We start from the raw sequence: 19,897 nt of genomic DNA, 5'->3' as shown, positions 1-19,897 counted from the left end.
ACATAAGCGCAGTTGACCTCAGGGAGGCTTTAAGTGTCTGCTGTTGCCATTCATTGGGGGATGTGAGGAAACGAAATGAAAAAGAATATCATCGCCGCCGCACTGGGTTTTAGCCTGATCGCATTGCCGGCCGCTCAAGCAGAAGACGCCAAGGTCCACCGCTATGCAGCCAACCACCTGGCATGGAGTACAAACTCCTACTGGGTTGAAGGGCCCGATGGTGTTGCGCTTATTGATGCCCAGCTTGTGCCGTCTGACGCCAAGATGCTGGCGGCACAAATCAAAGCCACTGGTAAGCCGCTCAAGGGCGTGATTATCACTCATCCGCACCTCGACCATTTTGGTGGCCTCCCCACGCTCAAGGACGAACTGGGCGATTTTCCTGTGTATGCAAGTCAGGTTACTGCCGACAACTTCACGAGCGTGCATAAGCAGATACTCGGCTACTACCCCATGCCGAACGCGTTTGGCGAAGCATTGGACGAGCGCCTTGGTTCCGTAACCGATATAATCAGCGACGGGCAGGAGCTTTCGATCACCGGCCTTATGTTCAAGATACATTTGCTAGGCGCTGGAGAGGCGGCGGACAATGCAGTGATTTACCAAAAAGACCTCAATGTTGTCTTCGCGGGTGATACCTACTATCCGCATACCCACTATTATGTTGGTGAAGGACACCTTGACGGCGCGATTGGCCACCTGACATTCCTCAAGAACACCTATCCCGCCGACACCTTTGTGTTGCCCGGCCATAATGATGTGTCTCGCCTCACCTCAGCGGATGAACAGATCGCCTATATTGAAACTGTTCAAAAGCTCACCGAGGAAGCAATGACCAAACCTGAAAACCTTGGCGAGAATGGTTACCTCACGCAAGCGGCAAGGCGCGGTGTTGTTGACAGCCTGCTCGAGAAATACCGTTCATATGACGACTTCGGCTTCAACCCACGTCAGCTTGTAGCTGGCAACGTGTTTGGCGCGGAAAAAGAGATTCTCACCAAGAAAAAAGGCATGTAGCCCAAACTCAGGAAGGTTTCTGCCGTGACATGGTTTGCGGCAGCGCCTCCCTGATACGTCGCACACTGTCGAGCAGGCATACCTCTGTTTTTGCAAGCGGCCCCGAAGTAAAACTTGAAGACGCCATCCCGTCCTGCACGCGGCTGATAATTGCTGTATCTTCCGCATTAACCTCCCGATTAATGCGCCAGTTCAGATATCTGGCGGCCTTCATCTCCCGCCGGGTATCTGGTAGCACATAGGCCACCTCGCGGATCAAAGTCTCAGTGGCAGAGACCGGAATAAACTGCATAAAATCCACTTGGTCAGGGTAGATATCAAATGCCACATTTGGCCAAAGGCGATAGTAAACCCAGTGCCGCTGCTTGTCGGCAGCCAAGTGTGAAACTTCTGGCAGCAACCTTTTGTAGGCGCGTGTTGACCAACTGTCCTTACGCGTTTCCATCACATTGCCCCACATTTTGTGAATATCGCCCTTCACCTCCATCCCGTAGGTATTGCCGACGAGACCTGAGAGGCCCGGATGCGCAACCGGGATATGAAGCGCGTCCACATAATTGTCAGCGATCTGCTTCCAGTTTACCGGACGAGGACGCAGAGTGACACGCCCGAGGGGCTGCATCTCATCAATCCGGTAGGGGAGTATCTCTTCAAGGTAGGGAGCAAACTGATCAGCAACACCGGGAGCATCGGATCTCCCATCAAGCCGCACCCAAATAAAACCCAAAAACACCTCGGACGGCAACGTCGCGAGACCATGTTCACGCCTGTCAAAGGCTTCAAAGTCTTTTTCATAAGGAACGTTCACCAGGGTACCTTCGAGATCCCATGTCCAGGCATGGTAAGGGCAGCGGATACGTGCACCGCAAGCGCCCTGGCTACCCTCCAGTAGGCGGGAGCCGCGGTGCCTGCAAACATTGTGGAATGTACGAATGGAGCCGTCTTTACCCCGTACCGCAACAATGCGCTCATTCAAGATATCAAGCGTTACATAGTCGCCTGTATTCGGCAGGTCGTTCTGGTGGCAAAGCAATTGCCAAGAAGGGCGAATGACCGCCTCCATCTCGGCCCTGAAATAGGTGGTATCTGAATAAGCCCATGCGGGCAGACTTTCGTATACACTTGTGGCTGAGGTCATTTGGTTGCTCTCATCCATGACACTACTCCCGCACCAGCGGCCGGGTCAGGCATGTTGGGCCACCCTCGCCCTTCCGGCTGATTTCATCGCCCCTATAGGTTTGTACCACGCAGCCAGCTGCCTCAAGCCGCGCTTTGGTTTTTGGTAGCTGGTCAAGCATCACCACATTTCTTGGGCCCAGCGCCAATACATTGCACCCCATGGGTATGAATTCCTCCTCCGGCACGTCGATAAGCTCGATCCCGTGCTGCTTGAGCCAGCGAGCAAAATCTTCCGGCATCAATGGGGGATATACCAGCGCCAGATCAGCATCCAGTGGGCTGATCATGGACATGAGATGAAAAACATCTTCGGGGTGACTGGGCGCAGGCAGTGGCACAACATGTACCTCGATAGCCTCGCCGAGTATTTCCTTTAGCTGGCGGATGCCTTCAGCATTAGTGCGCGGCCCCTCACCCACGGCAAGGGTGTTGTCGTCAAGCCAGATAAGGTCGCCTCCCTCAATCGTGCCCGGCGCCTTTACCTCCCCTGCAATCTTAAAACCCAAGGCTTTCAAAAGCGCTGCGTTCCTTGCCGGCTCAGCGCCGCGGCTCGCCCGTCCCATATTACACATGATAAGCCCCTTGGGGCTTACAAGCAGCGCGTCCCTGGCGTAGATGCTGTCAAGCGTAAGCGCGTCATCACCTCCTAGTTCGATCACCTCTGCCCCGGCATCAGACAATATAGTTATAAGTGCCTTATGTTCCTGATGCGCCGCCTCCAGCACCGGTGCCTCATAGAAGCGTAATGCCTGCCACTCTGTCCCAATTTTGTCCTCAGACACATAGGCTTCGGCAGGTGTGCGTACTGCAACCGCCTTGATACGACCAAATTCATTCAAGCCAGATATAGTCGCCACTCTAATTATCCTTCACGCTAACTTGGTCTCGTCGCTGCGCTGTTACCCACACATAGATCGGCACGCCAGCCAACAAGAGCAAAAGCGCCCAATAAACGCTATCGCGCCCCGACCCGGCGATCACCCATACCGCGTAGGCAAACCCAACAGCTGCGACGACTGTGTCTCGCATATGCCCTACCTTGGATACTGAGGGTTCGCGTACGGCAAAAAGCCATGCCGATGCCGCAGACATCGCCACAGGCAAAATTGCTGTCACTGTCGCAAGCAGGATCAGAAATTCAAACGCAACGATAAGCCCATCAACAAAGTTGAGCGCGAGGGAAACAGACGCCAGCGCACCACCAATGATGAAAGAAATTGCTGGCGTGCCGTATCGGGTCAGCTTTCCAAACGGGCTGGGGAACAGGCCGTCAAGCGCCGCCGCCATTGGCATCTGCCCCACCGCAAACACATTCGCGTTCACCCCGCTGCCGGTTGCGATCAGTGCGATAACCGCGACGATTGTAGCACCAACAGGGCCGACCAAGGCGGACGCCGCGTCCGCAAGCGGTGCGGTTGAATGCATCAATTGTTCGGCAGGCAAAAGGCCAAATGCCGCCACTGTCACCGCGAGATAGAGCACCACCACCGCCAACACACCAGCCATCGTCGCACGCGGAATGGTATGGGCTGGGTCTTGCACCTCGCCCGCCGGGATAGTGCAGACTTCAAAACCAATAAACGCCCACATGGCGAGCGCACTCGCAGCAGCAGTGGCGGACAGCGGGCTCACTGGTTCAATCATATTCGCGTAGTTGGCGCTCTCTACACTCACAAGGCCAAATAACGCTAGGAAAAGCAGCGGCAAGAACTTCGCGAGGCTCGTAACAAGCTGAAATGCGCTGGAACCACGAACACTGCGGCAGTTGATGATCACCAGCACCCATATGAGGGCCAAACCGCACGCCAATGACGCAGACGACGATGACCGTAGGGACGGTATAAACTCGGCCAGATACCCGATGAACGCAACCGTGACAGCCGCCACTGAAACCCAGACAGAAACCCAATAGCCCCATGCCATTAGAAAACCGGTGAAATCACCAAACCCTGCTCTGGTATATGCATAAGGGCCGCCACTAGTGGTGACCCGCCGGGCCATATAAGCGAGGGAAAACGCGAGCGCCACAGTACCAGCCCCGGTTACCAACCAACTCAGGAGTGCATATTTTCCAAAAGGTGCCAGAACCGTTGGCAGCATGAACACACCGGAGCCAACCATCATGCCGATGGACAAGCCCCACGTGCGCCAAAACCCCATGACGCGCTTTTTCTCTTTCACCAGCATTCTCCCCCACTGATTTAACGTGAGCGTAACGCAAGAACATGAAATGTCACGGAAATAGAACAAATGTTTAGCGGCGAGTATTGGCACCGGATCTGTTTCATTCTGGGACAACTGAAACTGTGTCATTTTGAAACACGCCTGTCCCTACATGGCACAAGGCGAGAATAAATAAACTCTATCTAATTGAAATTATTGTATTTTTAATTCTGGCACACCCGTTGCGATTATGTGATCGAACCTGGTACTCCGGCTGCCACCTGACCCAGGCTTCCAAGTTTAAGGGTTGCATCCAGCTGCCACTGCCTGCGATCCGACGAAATCGAAGTCCGACTACACCTCAATGCCCCACCTCAATCCGCTGGTGTAGTCGGCTTCGACCCATTTTCCTTTTCCCTGCAACTGATCCGGTTTAGTCATAGAGCCTCATCCACCGAGGAATACTGTCTATGAGCCCCGAATTTATTCAGGATTTTAAAACACCATATGGCGAAGCAGAACGCCTCAGCCCGTTGATAACCCGTGTATTGTGTGAGAACCCAAGTCCTTTTACCTACACCGGCACAGGTACGTACCTTGTCGGAAGCGGTGCGAACATAGCTGTTATTGACCCCGGCCCTATGATGCCCGAACATGGGGAAGCAATTCTTCGCGCAGCGGGCGATACGACCATCAGCCACATTCTTGTCACCCACACTCATATCGATCATTCCCCGCTGTCCAGTTGGTTGAGCGAGCGCACAGGCGCACCCAGCTACGCCTTTAGCGCTCATGGCGCAGGCCGCAAAGGTGGGCTTGAGGGCGAAGATGTAGAGGCAGGTGCGGACACCAGTTTCATGCCGGACCATCTGGTCTCCGACGGCCAAGTTTTTGATGGTGACGGCTGGACGTTACGTGCAATCCATACACCGGGGCATACCGCAAATCATTTGTGTTTCATGCTTGAGGAAGAAAAAGCACTTTTTGTTGGAGATCATATTATGGGCTGGGCCACAACAGTGATTGCACCACCAGACGGGGATATGCGCGCCTATTTCGCAAGCCTTAAACGCGTGATGGAAGAAGCCCCGTCATTTCTATACCCTACCCACGGCCCTAGAATTGAAAACCCAACCCCGTTCGTGCGCGGAATTATCACCCACCGGCGCATGCGCGAAGGCCAGATTCTCAAGCACCTTGAAGATGGCCCGATGGATATCAATATGATGGTCAGCCGCATGTATAAGGATATTGACCCCCGGCTTCATCCTGCCGCCGCGCGTTCCGTACTCGGGCACCTTATCGCCCTCTGTGATGAAGGCCGGGTGAAAACGCCGGGAGCGCCATCACTATCAGCACAGTATGAGCTTGGTTGAAGGCGTAAAAATCCTTAATTGCCTTTGCGGCGTTAGGTCGGTATTTATGCCGCTGCACGAAGTTATTAGTCATGCCCCGCGCAGGAGAAACAGATGAACATGGTATCGCATCCGGCAGTTGATCCCACCCTCGATTTGGTGGCCGAAATCAAACGCCTGCGTGAAGAAAAAAATGCGGTCATCCTCGCGCATTATTATCAGGCCGGTGAAATTCAGGATATCGCAGACTTTGTGGGCGATAGTCTTGATCTCTCCCGCAAGGCCGCAGAAACAGATGCAGATATGATCGTGTTTTGCGGTGTGCGCTTCATGGCTGAAGTCGCAAAAATTCTGAGCCCGAAGAAGAAAGTGGTTCTGCCGGACCTCGCTGCGGGATGCAGCCTGGAGGATAGCTGCCCACCCGATGAATTTGAAAAATTCGTCAAAGCACACCCCGACCATATGGTGCTCAGCTATATCAACTGTTCTGCTGCCGTAAAGGCTCACACCGATATCATCGTGACCAGCTCAAACGCTGAGCATATCGTGAAGCAGATCCCGGAAGACCAAAAGATCATCTTCGCGCCCGATCGGCACTTGGGTGGTTTCCTCTCCCGCAAGCTTGAGCGCGACATGCTACTATGGCAAGGCACCTGCATTGTGCACGAGATGTTCAGCGAAAAAGAACTGATCAAGCTGAAAGCAAAACACCCCGACGCGCCCGTTGCCGCGCACCCTGAATGCCCTGACAATATTGTCCAGCACGCGGATCATGTGGGCTCCACCAGCTCGATCCTCAAGTTCGCGACGGAGCATACTGCGGATACCATTATTGTCGCGACTGAGCCCGGCATCATCCACCAGATGGAGAAGGCGGCGCCTGAGAAAACATTCATTGGCGCCCCTGGTGCAGACGGCAACTGTAGTTGCAACACCTGCCCCTTTATGGCGCTGAATACGATGGAAAAACTATATCTGTGCCTGCGCGATGAAGGCCCGGTTATCGAGCTTGATGAAGAGACACGGATCGCCGCAGAAAAGCCCCTTCGCAAAATGCTGGAGATGAGCCCCGCGGCGGGACCATCAAAAGATGTTTCAGCGATTGGTGCATAAGCCCTAACAGGAGGGCCAAATGGCTGCCTTTCCCCTCACAGATGCGGAAGTCGATGCATTTATCGATGCCGCGTTCGCGGAAGATATTGGTGACGGTGACGTAACATGCGCAACCGTGATCCCGGAACGTGCCATGTTATCAGCGACCATGAATGCGCGCGAGACCATGGTTCTGGCAGGATTGCCTCTGGTTACGCCTATCTTCAAACGCCTTGACCCAGACTGCACCATAACCATGTTGGTGGCCGATGGTGATAAAGTTGCGCCAGGCACCCGCATCATGCGAGTGGAGGGTAAAGCGCGCGCACTTCTCTCTGCAGAGCGCACGGCCCTCAATATCGTGCAGCACATGTCTGGCATAGCCACCCTCACCCGGCGCTATGTTGATTTGATACGGAATACCGGCACTATCCTCCTTGATACCCGTAAAACCATTCCAGGGCTTCGGAAGCTTGGTAAATATGCAACGGCCATGGGCGGCGCTCAGAACCACCGCATGGGCCTTTTTGATGCTGTTATGATCAAAGACAACCATATCGCGGTCGCGGGCTCAGTCGAAACCGCCATCGCTAGTGCCAAGGCTGCAGGACGCAACGACATTCAGGTAGAATGCGATACGCTAGAACAAGTCCGTGAGGCGGTGACAGCGGGCGCGAACAGCCTTCTGCTCGACAACATGCCTCCTGCCATGCTGCGGGAAGCCCGGGCCATTGTGAACGGCCGAATACCGTGCGAAGCATCCGGCGGCGTCAATCTCAACACCATCAAAGCTATTGCAGAAACGGGGGTGGAATACATCTCCGTTGGACGGCTGACACAATCAGCTCCTGCGGTCGATATTGGCCTCGACTACGCTTAAAGCATAGCCTAGAGACCAGATTAGGAAAGTGGTGCGCCTGTCTCGTCGCGATGCTTACCATGGAATGCTCTTATGTTTGGCAACTCTTCAGCCAAACGATTCCAAGCATAATCATCCAGCGCGTTCTTCCATACGCATGAAAGCGCGATACAGAAGTTTACATTCTCGCGTGCCGCCTCAATAAGCAGACCGACGATATCGCCACCGTGAAAGTTAATCAGGTCTTCGAGTGGGCCCGTGCCGAGAAATGACAAGGCGCGGCTATTCTCGGCCTCTATCATGTTCACAGCCACCCAAATAGCACGAAACCCCGTTTTGGGTTCATCCCTGCACAAGCGCCACATGGTTTCAACAGCCTTGAACTCATGCGCCTCAATAGCACCATCATGAAGGAAGTAGCCAAGATAGTTCTTGGCCAACTCCTGAATTTCAGATTCGGTCATCAGTGCACCCCTGTCGCCCCAACAGCAACATTAAATTCCCCTCATAGTTGAAAGGTGCACCAAAACGAGACAACGATCAAATCACTATCTCGTTTTTATTAAAGGTTTAATTATTTTTATACTCAGCCATATAGGTTGCCATCTTGGCATTAATACGCGCTATGCGTTTATCATCAGATGGATGGGTAGACAGGAACGCTGGCTGGGAGGCACCGTCTTTCATTGACTTCATCTTTTGCCAGAGCCGGACGGCAGCGCGAGGATCATACCCTGCACGCGCCATATAGAGCGTGCCGATATCGTCGGCCTCCAGCTCCATTGCTCGGCTATGAGGAAGCTGAACAAAACCTTGTGCTGCCAATGCCCCTAGCGTTACGGCCATCTGGGCCATCTCGCCATCTTTGGTGGTAGCGCCAACAGCGGCACCAACACCCACGATGGCAAGGTTCTGTGCCTGCGCACGGCTCATCTGCTCTGCACCATGACGGAGGATTGCATGTGCGATTTCATGCCCCATCACCGCGGCGAGCTCATTATCGTCCGTAAAACTGTCCACCATTTTTTGATAAACAGCGATCTTACCACCCGGCAGCGCCCACGCATTGAGCACATCTTCTTCGATCACCACAAATTCCCAGGGCATGTCGGGCTTGTCGGAAATAGCCGCAATGCGTGCACCAATCCGTTTCACCCTTTGCGCAGCGGGGCCTGTTGTTTTCACGTCAGCCGTTTTTTTGACCTCATTCATCGCCTCAAGACCAAGGGCAGCATCCTGACTTGGCGGAATGGTAATGAACTGCGACCGGCCCGTTACAGCGTTTTCGGTCACGCAGGCCGCCAGAAACAAGCCTGCAGAAAGGGCAATGATATTTCCAATACGCATCTCGGGTCCCCATTGTTGCGACGTGATAGTCAAGAATACCAAACACGATGGCAGCTAAAAGACAATTCTCTGAAAAAGAAAATTAGATGAAAGGTATCCAGACAAAAAGAAACCGGCGCCTCAATACGAGACGCCGGTTTCTGAAATTCGCTTGAAAGCACTTAAGGCTTAGTAGTCGCCTTTTGGCTCCAGCACTTGCTTGCCACGGTACATACCTGTCTTCAGGTCGATGTGGTGACGCAGCTTGTATTCGCCAGTGTGTGAGTCTTCCTGATAGTTTACAGCTTTCAGGGCATCGTGCGAACGACGCATACCACGGCGAGAGCCAGTTACTTTTCTCTTAGGTACTGCCATTTTTCTAACCTTTTCGCTCGCCGGGGCCCGCCAGAGGCGCCACCGGGCAACACTTTGGAGCCCACAAACACGTGAACCCCTTGATTCGAGGCGCGCAACATAAGGCGAGCCTAGTTCAATTGCAAGAAAAACCTTACACATGCGCAAGGCCGTTCGTTCGGGCGTTCTGATAATTGATTCCCGAGTGCAATTCAAGCAGACATTTCCCAACTTCGCCCTAAGTGATTATGAAAGAGGAACTGGCACCAAGTTCAGGGCTGAAAGCTCACCCAAAAAAGGCTGGCAAAACAACATGACACGTATTCTTTTTTACCTTGAGGACTATAGCCACGATATCTGGCGCGATTCCCTGTTGAAGGTTGCTCCAAACATTGAGTTCCGCAGCTATCCTGATTGGGGCACCCCAAGCGATGGCCCAGCCTACGCGTTTGTGTGGGAGCCAAAACCCGGCCTGCTTGCCAAATACCCCAATATCAAGGCTGTTTTCTCACTCGGTGCTGGTGTTGATCACCTGACCCGCGACCCCGACCTACCACCAAACCTACCAATTATCCGTATGGGAGATGATGGCCTGAGGGAGGGTATGGCGGAGTTTGTTGCCATGAGTGTGCTTATGCATCACCGCGGCATCCCCAGTATGATCACTAAACAAAGAAATAAAGACTGGGGACGTTTCTTCGCTCCTGCTGCCAAACATGTCCGCGTCGGCATTCTCGGCTTTGGCGCACTCGGTCAGGTAGCAGCAAAAACCCTCCTACCCTTTGGGTACAAAGTTGCGGCGTGGTCTCGTACAGAAAAGGAACCTGTTGAGGGCATCACCCTTCATCACGGCGCGGATAGCCTGGACGCCTTCATCTCCGATACTGACATCCTTGTTGGTCTGCTGCCAAGTACCGCAGAAACCCAAGGCTTGCTCAATAAGAAGCGGCTTTCCCTGCTACCGAAAGGTGCGAGCATCGTCAACGCTGGCCGCGGCACGTTGATAGTGCTGGATGACCTGAAGGCATTGATGGAGGAAGGACATATCGCTGGTGCAACGCTGGATGTGTTCCCAGAAGAGCCCCTGCCCCGCGATCATCCATTATGGGGGCTAGACAATCTGATCATCACTCCCCATATCGCTGCCATAACCCGCCCGGATACGGCGGCAGAATATGTAATGCGCAATATCGCCCGAATTGAACAGGGCAACGCGCCAGAGAACCTGCTTGACGCAAATCGTGGTTACTAAGCCTTCCTTTTCGGAAACTCAGTACCTATATAAGCGCTAAGTGGCGCTTGGCGCGTGCATAAAAGGATACGATCACCATATGGCATATTTTCAAGTTGTCGCCGGGTTAGTTTTACTCGTAGTCGCCGGCGACTATCTGGTCCGCGGATCGGTTTCCCTTGCCATGCGCGCCGGTCTGTCAAAACTCGTTATTGGCCTCACCATTGTGGCCTTTGGCACATCGGCTCCGGAAATGCTGGTTGGTGTTGACGCTGTCTTCAAGGGCGCCCCAACGCTCGCAATCGGCAATGTGGTTGGCTCCAACATTGCGAATGCCTTGTTGGTTGTCGGCCTGCCCGCTGTGCTGGCTCCCATGACTTGCTCTGCCCCAAAGATCGGACGCAACCTTGCCATCATGCTTGGTGCTAGCGTCGTTTTCATTGCCCTTGCTCAGGATGGTGCCTTCACATGGGTTGAAGGGCTCATGCTACTGGCTTTCCTAGGCATGTTTCTGGTTTTCTCCATCGTTGGACGAAAAGCCTGCCCGGTTGAATCTGCGGCCCAGATGGCTGAAATGGAAGAGCTGGACCGCAAGCCAGACACCTATAAAGTTGCCTTCTTGTGTCTGTTTGGTGGCCTGATTGGCCTAGCGCTTGGCGCGGATATGCTGGTAATCGGCTCCGTTGACATCGCACGTGAATTTGGCATTTCGGAAGCTGTTATTGGCCTCACCCTCGTCGCCCTCGGCACAAGCCTGCCAGAGCTCGTGACAGGTGTCATGGCCGCCATACGTGGTCACTGTGATGTGGCCGTCGGTAACGTGATTGGTTCGAACATCTTCAATCTGCTGGCTATCATGGGAGTGACCTCGCTCTTTGGCACAGTTCCCGTGCCGGATAGCTTCCTCAGGGTTGATCTATGGGTCATGCTTGGCTCGTCCCTTCTGCTGGTGCCGTTTATCAAGCTTCGCTCCAACGTCGGCAAACTAAGTGGTGCCGCGATGATTGTGCTTTATATTGGCTACATGGTGTATCTTGCGCATTCGTCTGAAAGCGCCGCCGTTATGGGGCTACACGTATGACGCGCCCTTCAAGGGCGGTGCTCGTAACCGGTGCGGCGCGCCGGATAGGTCGCGCGATCGCCCTGGATCTGGCCGCGGAAGGCTGGGCCGTAGCGGTACACTACCATGGCTCACCAGATGAGGCTGAAGATACTATTGAAGAAATCGAGGCGTTTGATGGGCGTGCCGTTGCTATTCAGGCTGACCTCAACAACACGAATGAGACCTCAACGCTCATAACTCGCGCCGCCGACGCACTGAGCACGCCATTAACGGCACTAATAAACAACGCTTCAATTTTTGAAGATGACCGGCTGCAAGACTTTACCGCCGCTCGCTGGCAACATCACATGAACGTCAATCTGACCGCACCCGCGATATTGAGTCAACATTTCGCCGCTCAGTTGCCCGAAGGAACGCTTGGCAATATCATCAATATGATTGACCAGCGCGTCTTGAAGCTCAACCCGCAATATTTCTCCTACACCGCGTCGAAGGCCGGGCTCTGGACACTCACCAAAACTATGGCACAGGCCCTCGCCCCCACTATTCGGGTGAACGCAATCGGGCCTGGCCCAACGCTCGCCAATACAAGGCAAAGCGCATCCGACTTCGCGGCAGAAGCAGCTACCGTACCGCTTGAAAAAGGCCCAACGCTTGATGAAATTTGCCGCACAGTGCGTTTTCTGCTTGAGACTCCGTCCATCACAGGGCAAATGATGGCGCTGGACGGTGGCCAACATTTGGCTTGGCGCACCGCCGATATACTTGAGGACTGATGCCATGGCGCATGACGACGCAACGATCAAATCCAACATCCTGCATATGCCTTATGCGGATGCCACACGGTCTGTACGGCATGTTTTTGTGCGTGACTATGAAACCGTGGCACAGATCGGCGTTTGGGATCACGAGAAAGACACTCGCCAGCGCATCCGTATCAGTGTCGATCTTTCTGTTCTCGAAGAGGGTGAGCACCACGAAGATCAACTATCAAAAGTTGTGTGTTATAATGACGTGGTGATCGGCATCCAAAAAATTCTTGATGAGGGGCATATAAACCTTGTCGAAACACTGGCTGAAAGAATCGCTCAAATGACCCTAGAAGATATCCGCGTCATCGGCACGAGGGTAAAGGTTGAGAAGCTTGAAGCGGTTGAAGGTGCAGCCAGTGTCGGTGTTGAAATTGAGCGTCACAGACACGCACAATAACCTTAACCAATTAGTAACAATTGAGTTTTCCCCGACGTAAACGTCAGGTTTTGACGCGAAGTTGTGCACACCGAATCAACCGCTGCCATAATGCATTTCATTAGACAAGCGGCCAAAGCTCAACTTAAAAAAATTCTCACCTTGACCGCCACCAATCCTATATAAATCAATGACTTAGATAATCTGCACAAAAAATAAGCAATCCGTAAAAAACCTAGTGTTACAGCGATGTTGCAATCACAACATCGAACTTTCCCACAAGGTTATCCACAGGATACGTGGAAATCTTTTTTCCGAATCAAAATATAAAACTGTCTCATTGATTCTCCTGTACCAATCCGGCACAAGTTGAAGAACAGAAGGAGGGACATCGCCTGTGACCGAAGCGTCGCTTGAAAATGGTATTGCGACAATTAAAGCGCATGTGAAGACAGCACCGACAGCCCCTGGGGTATACCGGATGCTCTCCAAGCACGGAGATGTTCTCTATGTGGGCAAAGCCAAAAGTATCAAGAAACGCATCGTCGCTTATACGCAACCTAACCGTTTAAGCGTTCGCCTGATGAGGATGGTCGCAGCGACCACTTCGATGGTGTTTGTCACGACACGTACAGAAGCCGAGGCCCTCCTCCTCGAGGCGTCGCTCATAAAACGCTTCAAGCCACCTTTCAACGTGCTCCTGAAGGACGATAAATCCTTCCCCTACATACTGCTTCGTGAAGACCATGAATGGGCCCAGATCAGCAAGCACAGAGGCGCCCGGCGCCACAAAGGGCAATATTACGGTCCCTTCGCCAGCGCCTCTGCCGTCAACCGCACCCTGAATACCCTGCAAAAGGTATTTCAGCTTCGGTCCTGTAGTGACAACACCCTTGAGACACGAACACGCGCATGTCTGCTCTATCAAATCAAACGCTGCAGCGGTCCCTGTGTAGGGCATGTGTCTAAAACCGAATATAATGACATGGTAGCCGAAACGCGCGCCTTCCTTGAAGGCCGCACTTCAGGCATTCAAAAGAAGTTCGCAACCGCCATGCAGGAAGCGAGTGACAACCTCGAATTTGAAATCGCGGCAATATTCCGGGATAGGCTTAACGCCCTCACCCACATCCAAAGCCACCAGACGATGGTCAACGCCATGGTCGATGAAGCCGATATTATTGCGGCTGCGGAGGTTGGCGGCCAAGTTGGCATTCAGGTCTTCTTCTTCCGTGCAGGGCAAAACTGGGGCCACCGTGCGTATTTCCCTAAACACGACAAGTCAGACAGCATCGAAGACGTGCTGATGGCGTTTGTGAGCCAGTTTTACGACAACAAGCCTGCACCACGCCTTGTTCTTCTATCGCACTCCGCCCCTGACCAAGAGCTGCTTTCCGCCGCCCTCAGCGAACGCATGGACCGTAAGGTCGCTTTGAGCGTGCCTGAGCGAGGGAAAAAGGCCGATGTGATGCGCGAGGCGGTGCGGAACGCAAAAGAAGCCGTCGAACGTCGCTTGGCTGAAGGTGCGAGCCAGTCAAAACTTCTGGAAGGCGTTGCTGAGCTCTTCGATATGTCGGAGCCTCCTCAACGGATTGAGGTTTATGACAACAGTCACATTCAGGGCACAAACGCGGTTGGTGGCATGATAGTAGCCGGGCCAGACGGCATGATGAAAAATGCCTACCGCAAATTCAACATCAGGTCCGAAGACCTCACACCGGGTGACGACTATGGCATGATGCGAGAGGTGATGGAACGCCGCTTCAAGCGGCTATTGAAGGAAGACGCAGACAAGGAACGAGGGCATTGGCCCGATGTGCTGCTCATTGATGGTGGCAAAGGGCAACTGTCATCAGTGATGGAAATTCTGGATGACCTTGGCGTCACCGATGTCACCGTTGTAGCGATCTCAAAGGGGCCAGACAGGCACGCGGGACGTGAGCAGTTCCATATGCCGGGGCGCGAGAGCTTTATGTTGCCGCTAACTGACCCGGTTCTCTATTATCTCCAACGCCTGCGTGATGAAGCACACCGCTTCGCAATCGGGAGCCACCGTGCCAAACGGACAGGAGACATCAAAAAATCTCCACTCGACGGCGTGCCTGGCATAGGTCCGAAACGGAAGAAGGCGCTCCTGCATCACTTTGGCTCCGCGAAAGCGATTGTTGGTGCTGATGTCCGTGACCTGGAGAGCGTTGAGGGTATCTCTCGCGCCATGGCGCAACAGATATATGATCATTTTCGCGGTTAGATGATCGAGCGGTGATTGACCATACGGCCAATTGGGTTATGGTGGCGACACAAGCAGAACGAGGGTGTAACCATGTGGACATTGCCGAACATTTTGACGCTGTCACGTATCCTCGTGATCCCAATTCTTGTTGCCTCCTTCTTTCTGGAGCAACCGTTCGGCAGCCATGTCGCGTTTGTTACCTTCGCTCTCGCAGGCATCACTGACTTTTTTGATGGATACCTCGCGCGTGCCACCGGCTCCGTCTCCAAAATCGGTATGTTTCTTGATCCGATCGCTGACAAGCTGATGGTTGCTGCTGTTATTGTCATGGTGGTGTTCGCTGGCTGGGTGTCAGGCGTTCATGTCATTGCAGCTGTCATCATCATGTGCCGCGAGTTGCTCGTCTCAGGCTTGCGTGAGTTCCTCGCTGGCGCACAGGTTAGCGTGCCTGTATCCATGCTCGCCAAATGGAAAACAACCGTGCAGATGCTCGCGCTCGGCATGCTCGTGTGGTCAAAGGGCGCTGTGGAGTTTGGCCTGCCCGCGCAAGAACTCGGCATCATCTCGCTCTGGATAGCTGCTGTCCTTACCCTCTACACAGGCTATGACTATCTGCGTGCTGGCCTCAAGCACATGGTGTAACACGTGGCACAGCTCCTCTATTTCTCATGGGTGCGCGAAACCATCGGCAAATCGGAAGAGACGGTTGAAATACCGAAAGACGTGACTACCGTTTCCGCGCTGATCCGTTATTTAGCCACACAGAGTGACAACTACGCCAGAGCGTTTGAAAAACGAGACGCCATCCGTGTGGCTGTTAATCAAGTTCACGTCAAAGCTGAACACAGCGTAACCAACGCTGATGAGATAGCCTTCTTTCCACCTGTTACAGGAGGGTAAATATGGCCACAGTCTCTGTTCAGCTTGAAGACTTCGACACTGCGGCAGAAATTGCGGCACTCAGGGGCGACCGAACGGACGTTGGCGCCATTGTCACCTTCACCGGAACTGTTCGTGACACTGACGGCAGCTTAAAAAGCATGACGCTCGAACACTATCCGGGCATGACGGAACGCGAGCTTGAGACCATAGCAGCAGAAGCAGAGAGCCGTTGGCCTCTGCTTGGGTGCCGAATTATTCACAGGTACGGCGAACTCAGACCTGCGGACAATATCGTACTTGTTGTTACTCTGAGCGCACACAGACAAGCCGCATTTGAGGCCGCAGACTTCCTGATGGATTTTCTGAAATCCAGAGCACCTTTCTGGAAAAAGGAAGATACTGGACGCGACGTAAAATGGGTTGATGCCAAAGAAACCGATGAAACCGCCCTCAAACGCTGGCAATCCTCATAGTTGGTTGCTATCAAAAAAGCATCCTTCTCCCTTAAGACTACGGAGCCCAAGCCAATGAACGACGACGATGCTGTATCTCAGCTCAGCGCCCTTGCTCAGGCCACTCGTTTTGGTGTGTTCCGTCTTCTCATACGGCAAGGCAAAAAAGGGATGGCCGCCGGGGATATCGCTAAAGAGCTAGCTGTGCCTCAGAATACCCTTTCAGCGCATCTGACTATCCTCTCAAATGCGAGCCTGATTAGCTCGAAGCGGCACGGACGCAGTATGATCTACTCGGTCGACCTCGATAGAACCCGTGATCTCATGAGCTATCTTGTAAACGATTGCTGTGATGGTCATCCCGAAATCTGCTCAATTTCCATGGATAGTACAGCCTGTTCGTAGCCAATACTCTTGAGTTGCGCGCAAAAGAAAAGCCGGGTCGAAGCCCGGCTTTGATAGTCTATACGCTTACGCCTAATTTTGCTGGCGCTTCAGAAAACTTGGAATTTCAAGCTGATCTTTGGCTGGTGCCGTAGTAGCGGGCCGCTCTTCCGGATTAACACCCCCAAGCTTTGGTTCAACCTTGCCAGCATCGTTTGACGGCATTTGACGTGTAACCGGCGCTTCCGCTTCACCGCTTCTCAGCCCTGCTGTCATAAGTTGAAACAGGCTGCGCTTCTGCGGTTGAGCGTCATCGGTCGCATGACTGTCTTCCTCCACTCGCGTTTGCTGCGTTTTGGTAGGTGAGCCACTTGCATATGCTGCTTCCTGAAACGCATTCGCCTCACCCAGTGAAGCCTGACTGGCTTTAGGTGTCATCGGCGCGTCAGCGATGAACGTATCATCACCCTGTGCAGCAACCGCGCGAGCCTCAAGGTCATCCTCTACAGGCTCCGCATTCGCTTCGGGCTTTTCTTCCTCGTGATTGTCACGGGTCTCGGCCTCCGACGTTGCCTCATCATTGCCGGCTTCAGGCTCCTCAATCGCCTGCTGAAGCGAAGACAGTGCTGTCATCAGGTCTTCAGCCGTATCTTCTTTCAGCTCTTCCGCTGCGGGTTCATCGTCAACCCCCTCTAGCTCTTCTGCCTTTGGCTGTTCCACACTAGCATCAGGAGCGGTTGGTTTGCTCTCAGCTACGGACGGTGTCTCAATGCGTTCGCGGCGCGGCATAGGCATCTGCATGTTGCCTGAACCACCCTCAATGCCCGTTGCAACAACGGAAACCCGGAGACGGCCTTCAAGCTCCTGATTAAACGCAGAACCAAAAACAATCAACGCGTCAGGGTCTACCTGATCGCGCACCATGTTCACCGCTTCATCAACTTCGTAAAGCGTCATGTCCATGCCGCCCGTGACGTTGATGATCACGCCTTTTGCACCCTTCAGAGAAGCTTCTTCAAGAAGCGGGTTAGAGATAGCTGCCGCTGCTGCATCGCGCGCGCGTGTCTCACCCTCAGCTTCACCTGTGCCCATCATCGCCTTGCCCATCTCGGACATCACTGTGCGAACATCGGCGAAATCGAGGTTGATGAGGCCCGGCATAACCATCAAGTCCGTAATACCACGGACACCTGAGTGCAGCACTTCATCTGCCATATTAAAGGCATCAGCAAAGGTAGTGCGCTCATTCGCTACACGGAACAAGTTCTGGTTTGGAATGATGATCAGCGTATCAACGTGCTGCGCGAGTTCCTGGATACCCGCGTCCGCAATCTTCATGCGGCGACCACCCTCAAACTGGAATGGTTTTGTTACAACACCAACAGTCAGGATACCTTTTTCGCGCGCGCGACGAGCGATAACCGGCGCTGCCCCTGTGCCGGTTCCGCCACCCATACCTGCTGTGATGAAAGCCATATGGCATCCACCAAGCATACTGTCGATGATATCTACAGCTTCTTCCGCTGCAGCTTCACCGATCTTCGGCTGTGCGCCAGCGCCCAGACCTTGAGTGATCTGCACACCAAGTTGGATGCGGTTGTCAGCCGACGCATTGGCAAGCGCCTGCGCATCTGTGTTTGCAACGATGAAATCGACGCCCTGCAGCTGCGCCTCGATCATGTTGTTGACCGCGTTGCAACCTGCACCACCGACACCAATGACCGCAATCTTCGGTGTCAGTTCGGTCAGTTCCGTATTTCCAAAATCAATAGACATTGCCCAGTACCTCCGTTTGATCCTTGTATTCTGCACTACGGGCTAAAACCAGCCCACAGGTCCGCCCGTTAAAAGTTATCCCTGACCCAACGCGACAGGCGGCTCATTGCGCTTGCCGGGGGTGGGGTGCGTTTTTTGTTTCCTTTGATATTCACTGTATCTTCTACTGGCCGTTTCGCGGCATAGATAAGAAGGCCAACCGCAGCAGCAAAGGTTGGCGCCTGCGCTGCCTGTGGCAAACCATGTACTAACTCTGGTCGTCCGATGCGTACCTGACGCCCCATAATTTTACTTGCGAGGTCGCGCACGCCTTCGGCTTGTGCAACCCCACCGGTGAGCACCACCCGGCGGCCCGCGATGCCTGCAAACCCACAAGCCTCAAACCGGTCCGAGATTGTGCCGAACAGCAGCTCCAGTTCTTTCTGAATAACGCCAGTAAGTGCACTGCGCGGCATACGAATAACCGCGTCATCCCTATCCTCACCCACTTGCGGCACTTCAATTTCAAGCCGCTCGTCCGCCGCGTCCACAACAGCAGCACCGTTGAAGGTTTTCAAGCGTTCTGCATGCTCGAACGGCGTCAACAGATTACGTGCCACCTGTTCCGTGATCTGGCCCCCGCCGAATGGCAGCACTTCCGCATGCACAAGCGCCCCTTGCGCAAAAACGGCTATAGAAGTTGTGCCTGCGCCAATATCGATACACGCGGCACCCATTTTCGCTTCGTCTTCAACGAGGGTCGAAAGCCCGGAAGCAAAGGGGGTAACAACCACGCCCGCCACATTCAGATGGGCGCGGCGCACACAGGCTTGGAGGTTCTGTAACGGCCCCGCGGAAACTGTCACGACATGCAGGGCAACACTCAATTTCTTGCCGTACATGCCAATCGGAGCTTTAACACCAAAATTGCCATCGACTGCGTAGGCCGCAGGAAACGCGTGCAGAAGACCATCTTCACTGAAGTCCACCTGTTCTTTCGCAAGCGTCACGGCTTTATCCAGATCCGCCTGACTTACAGCGTGCCCGGCAATATCAACATTTACCTCAACCACCCGGCTTTTCGGCTCACCGCCAGAGAAAGTGAGATAAACGTCTGACACCGTTGCCCCAGCCATCTTCTCAGCTTGGTCGACCGATGCGCGAATAGCTTTTTCAGTGGCTTCCATGTCAACGATGGCGCCTGACGAGATACCGCCTTCGTTTGCACGGTTCCCAACCCCTCGCACATGAATATGCCCAGCACCGTCAAACTCTGCGATCAGGCAAGCCACCTTGGCTGAACCAACGTCCAGCGCTGCGATAAGTCCTTCAGGTGTGCCATTGATCGTTTTCATGTTCTGCTA

Annotated in this window: 21 protein-coding genes; 13 read left to right on the top strand and 8 right to left on the bottom strand. The window is 53.7% G+C overall.

Annotation, left to right across the window (positions count from 1 at the left end; genetic code table 11):
- The first annotated feature begins 75 nt into the window (after positions 1–75).
- Positions 76–1,017 (top strand): MBL fold metallo-hydrolase, encoded by a 942-nt coding sequence (locus tag ACN0XZ_RS15180; protein WP_417458641.1) that lies wholly within the window; start codon positions 76–78, stop codon positions 1,015–1,017.
- A gap of 7 nt (positions 1,018–1,024) precedes the next feature.
- Here the strand turns inward: ACN0XZ_RS15180 and ACN0XZ_RS15175 are convergent, their stop codons facing one another.
- From ACN0XZ_RS15175 to ACN0XZ_RS15165, 3 genes are read right to left on the bottom strand one after another with little or no spacing between them, the layout of a single operon-like run.
- The gene (locus ACN0XZ_RS15175) at positions 1,025–2,173 is read right to left on the bottom strand and encodes an aromatic ring-hydroxylating oxygenase subunit alpha (protein ID WP_417458640.1); all 1,149 of its coding nucleotides are present in this window, start codon (positions 2,171–2,173) and stop codon (positions 1,025–1,027) included.
- Positions 2,174–2,177: 4 nt separating this feature from the next.
- The gene (locus ACN0XZ_RS15170) at positions 2,178–3,053 is read right to left on the bottom strand and encodes a dimethylarginine dimethylaminohydrolase family protein (protein ID WP_417458639.1); all 876 of its coding nucleotides are present in this window, start codon (positions 3,051–3,053) and stop codon (positions 2,178–2,180) included.
- Position 3,054: 1 nt separating this feature from the next.
- Positions 3,055–4,383 (bottom strand): APC family permease, encoded by a 1,329-nt coding sequence (locus tag ACN0XZ_RS15165; protein WP_417458638.1) that lies wholly within the window; start codon positions 4,381–4,383, stop codon positions 3,055–3,057.
- A gap of 446 nt (positions 4,384–4,829) precedes the next feature.
- Here ACN0XZ_RS15165 and ACN0XZ_RS15160 point away from each other — a divergent pair, with 446 nt between their 5' ends.
- The 3 genes from ACN0XZ_RS15160 to nadC all read left to right on the top strand — a co-directional run bounded on the left by ACN0XZ_RS15160 (position 4,830) and on the right by nadC (position 7,686).
- The gene (locus tag ACN0XZ_RS15160; RefSeq protein WP_417458637.1) at positions 4,830–5,735 is read left to right on the top strand and encodes an MBL fold metallo-hydrolase; all 906 of its coding nucleotides are present in this window, start codon (positions 4,830–4,832) and stop codon (positions 5,733–5,735) included.
- Between the two features lie 99 nt (positions 5,736–5,834).
- Positions 5,835–6,827: a quinolinate synthase NadA gene (nadA, locus tag ACN0XZ_RS15155; RefSeq protein ID WP_417458792.1), complete on the top strand. Its 993-nt coding sequence runs from the start codon at positions 5,835–5,837 to the stop codon at positions 6,825–6,827.
- A 19-nt stretch (positions 6,828–6,846) separates the two neighbouring features.
- Positions 6,847–7,686 (top strand): carboxylating nicotinate-nucleotide diphosphorylase, encoded by an 840-nt coding sequence (nadC, locus tag ACN0XZ_RS15150; RefSeq protein WP_417458636.1) that lies wholly within the window; start codon positions 6,847–6,849, stop codon positions 7,684–7,686.
- A gap of 20 nt (positions 7,687–7,706) precedes the next feature.
- On the opposite strand, the gene ACN0XZ_RS15145 is transcribed toward nadC, so the two are convergent.
- The 3 genes from ACN0XZ_RS15145 to rpmF all read right to left on the bottom strand — a co-directional run bounded on the left by ACN0XZ_RS15145 (position 7,707) and on the right by rpmF (position 9,366).
- Positions 7,707–8,129 (bottom strand): DUF6869 domain-containing protein, encoded by a 423-nt coding sequence (locus tag ACN0XZ_RS15145; RefSeq protein ID WP_417458635.1) that lies wholly within the window; start codon positions 8,127–8,129, stop codon positions 7,707–7,709.
- Between the two features lie 106 nt (positions 8,130–8,235).
- On the bottom strand, positions 8,236–9,012 hold the full coding sequence (locus tag ACN0XZ_RS15140; protein ID WP_417458634.1) for a M48 family metallopeptidase: 777 nt from the start codon (positions 9,010–9,012) through the stop codon (positions 8,236–8,238).
- A gap of 168 nt (positions 9,013–9,180) precedes the next feature.
- Positions 9,181–9,366: a 50S ribosomal protein L32 gene (gene rpmF / locus ACN0XZ_RS15135; RefSeq protein ID WP_025896608.1), complete on the bottom strand. Its 186-nt coding sequence runs from the start codon at positions 9,364–9,366 to the stop codon at positions 9,181–9,183.
- A gap of 292 nt (positions 9,367–9,658) precedes the next feature.
- Between rpmF and ACN0XZ_RS15130 the strand changes: the two genes are divergently transcribed.
- From ACN0XZ_RS15130 to ACN0XZ_RS15090, 9 genes are all read left to right on the top strand, one after another.
- The gene (locus tag ACN0XZ_RS15130; protein ID WP_417458633.1) at positions 9,659–10,597 is read left to right on the top strand and encodes a 2-hydroxyacid dehydrogenase; all 939 of its coding nucleotides are present in this window, start codon (positions 9,659–9,661) and stop codon (positions 10,595–10,597) included.
- A 79-nt stretch (positions 10,598–10,676) separates the two neighbouring features.
- Positions 10,677–11,657: a calcium/sodium antiporter gene (locus tag ACN0XZ_RS15125; protein WP_417458632.1), complete on the top strand. Its 981-nt coding sequence runs from the start codon at positions 10,677–10,679 to the stop codon at positions 11,655–11,657.
- The gene (locus tag ACN0XZ_RS15120) at positions 11,654–12,415 is read left to right on the top strand and encodes an SDR family oxidoreductase (protein WP_417458631.1); all 762 of its coding nucleotides are present in this window, start codon (positions 11,654–11,656) and stop codon (positions 12,413–12,415) included. The genes ACN0XZ_RS15125 and ACN0XZ_RS15120 overlap by 4 nt, the downstream gene beginning before the upstream one ends.
- A 4-nt stretch (positions 12,416–12,419) precedes the next feature.
- Complete coding sequence (gene folB / locus ACN0XZ_RS15115) at positions 12,420–12,848, top strand: dihydroneopterin aldolase (protein WP_417458630.1); 429 nt, start codon at positions 12,420–12,422, stop codon at positions 12,846–12,848.
- Between the two features lie 376 nt (positions 12,849–13,224).
- Entirely contained in the window at positions 13,225–15,078 is a 1,854-nt protein-coding gene (gene uvrC / locus ACN0XZ_RS15110; protein ID WP_417458629.1) for an excinuclease ABC subunit UvrC, read from the top strand.
- A 72-nt stretch (positions 15,079–15,150) separates the two neighbouring features.
- Positions 15,151–15,702 carry a CDP-diacylglycerol--glycerol-3-phosphate 3-phosphatidyltransferase gene (gene pgsA / locus ACN0XZ_RS15105; RefSeq protein ID WP_417458628.1) on the top strand — a complete coding sequence of 184 codons (552 nt, stop codon included), beginning with the start codon at positions 15,151–15,153 and terminating at the stop codon, positions 15,700–15,702.
- Positions 15,703–15,705: 3 nt separating this feature from the next.
- Entirely contained in the window at positions 15,706–15,960 is a 255-nt protein-coding gene (moaD, locus tag ACN0XZ_RS15100) for a molybdopterin converting factor subunit 1 (RefSeq protein WP_417458627.1), read from the top strand.
- Between the two features lie 2 nt (positions 15,961–15,962).
- Positions 15,963–16,415: a molybdenum cofactor biosynthesis protein MoaE gene (locus ACN0XZ_RS15095; protein WP_417458626.1), complete on the top strand. Its 453-nt coding sequence runs from the start codon at positions 15,963–15,965 to the stop codon at positions 16,413–16,415.
- A 54-nt stretch (positions 16,416–16,469) separates the two neighbouring features.
- Positions 16,470–16,799 (top strand): ArsR/SmtB family transcription factor, encoded by a 330-nt coding sequence (locus ACN0XZ_RS15090; protein WP_417458625.1) that lies wholly within the window; start codon positions 16,470–16,472, stop codon positions 16,797–16,799.
- Between the two features lie 72 nt (positions 16,800–16,871).
- On the opposite strand, the gene ftsZ is transcribed toward ACN0XZ_RS15090, so the two are convergent.
- Both ftsZ and ftsA read right to left on the bottom strand, forming a co-directional pair.
- A complete protein-coding gene (gene ftsZ, locus ACN0XZ_RS15085) occupies positions 16,872–18,554 on the bottom strand; it encodes a cell division protein FtsZ (RefSeq protein ID WP_417458624.1) in 1,683 nt (560 codons plus the stop codon).
- A 68-nt stretch (positions 18,555–18,622) separates the two neighbouring features.
- Positions 18,623–19,888, bottom strand: coding sequence for a cell division protein FtsA (gene ftsA / locus ACN0XZ_RS15080; RefSeq protein ID WP_417458623.1), 1,266 nt, complete (start codon positions 19,886–19,888; stop codon positions 18,623–18,625).
- Positions 19,889–19,897: the final 9 nt, after the last annotated feature.

The organism is Kordiimonas sp. (genome assembly GCF_048264555.1).
In the GTDB taxonomy this organism is placed as follows: domain Bacteria; phylum Pseudomonadota; class Alphaproteobacteria; order Sphingomonadales; family Kordiimonadaceae; genus Kordiimonas.
The sequence above is the reverse complement of the archived record's forward strand: the minus strand, read 5'-3'. Positions and strand labels throughout refer to the sequence as shown.

Coding starts and splice junctions, on each gene's coding strand:
- ACN0XZ_RS15180 (WP_417458641.1), top strand. CDS start 76: ATGAAAAAGAATATCATCGCCGCCGCACTGGGTTTTAGCCTGATCGCA.
- ACN0XZ_RS15175 (WP_417458640.1), bottom strand. CDS start 2,173: ATGGATGAGAGCAACCAAATGACCTCAGCCACAAGTGTATACGAAAGT.
- ACN0XZ_RS15165 (WP_417458638.1), bottom strand. CDS start 4,383: ATGCTGGTGAAAGAGAAAAAGCGCGTCATGGGGTTTTGGCGCACGTGG.
- ACN0XZ_RS15160 (WP_417458637.1), top strand. CDS start 4,830: ATGAGCCCCGAATTTATTCAGGATTTTAAAACACCATATGGCGAAGCA.
- nadA (WP_417458792.1), top strand. CDS start 5,835: ATGGTATCGCATCCGGCAGTTGATCCCACCCTCGATTTGGTGGCCGAA.
- nadC (WP_417458636.1), top strand. CDS start 6,847: ATGGCTGCCTTTCCCCTCACAGATGCGGAAGTCGATGCATTTATCGAT.
- ACN0XZ_RS15145 (WP_417458635.1), bottom strand. CDS start 8,129: ATGACCGAATCTGAAATTCAGGAGTTGGCCAAGAACTATCTTGGCTAC.
- ACN0XZ_RS15140 (WP_417458634.1), bottom strand. CDS start 9,012: ATGCGTATTGGAAATATCATTGCCCTTTCTGCAGGCTTGTTTCTGGCG.
- rpmF (WP_025896608.1), bottom strand. CDS start 9,366: ATGGCAGTACCTAAGAGAAAAGTAACTGGCTCTCGCCGTGGTATGCGT.
- ACN0XZ_RS15130 (WP_417458633.1), top strand. CDS start 9,659: ATGACACGTATTCTTTTTTACCTTGAGGACTATAGCCACGATATCTGG.
- ACN0XZ_RS15125 (WP_417458632.1), top strand. CDS start 10,677: ATGGCATATTTTCAAGTTGTCGCCGGGTTAGTTTTACTCGTAGTCGCC.
- ACN0XZ_RS15120 (WP_417458631.1), top strand. CDS start 11,654: ATGACGCGCCCTTCAAGGGCGGTGCTCGTAACCGGTGCGGCGCGCCGG.
- folB (WP_417458630.1), top strand. CDS start 12,420: ATGGCGCATGACGACGCAACGATCAAATCCAACATCCTGCATATGCCT.
- pgsA (WP_417458628.1), top strand. CDS start 15,151: ATGTGGACATTGCCGAACATTTTGACGCTGTCACGTATCCTCGTGATC.
- ACN0XZ_RS15095 (WP_417458626.1), top strand. CDS start 15,963: ATGGCCACAGTCTCTGTTCAGCTTGAAGACTTCGACACTGCGGCAGAA.
- ACN0XZ_RS15090 (WP_417458625.1), top strand. CDS start 16,470: ATGAACGACGACGATGCTGTATCTCAGCTCAGCGCCCTTGCTCAGGCC.
- ftsZ (WP_417458624.1), bottom strand. CDS start 18,554: ATGTCTATTGATTTTGGAAATACGGAACTGACCGAACTGACACCGAAG.
- ftsA (WP_417458623.1), bottom strand. CDS start 19,888: ATGAAAACGATCAATGGCACACCTGAAGGACTTATCGCAGCGCTGGAC.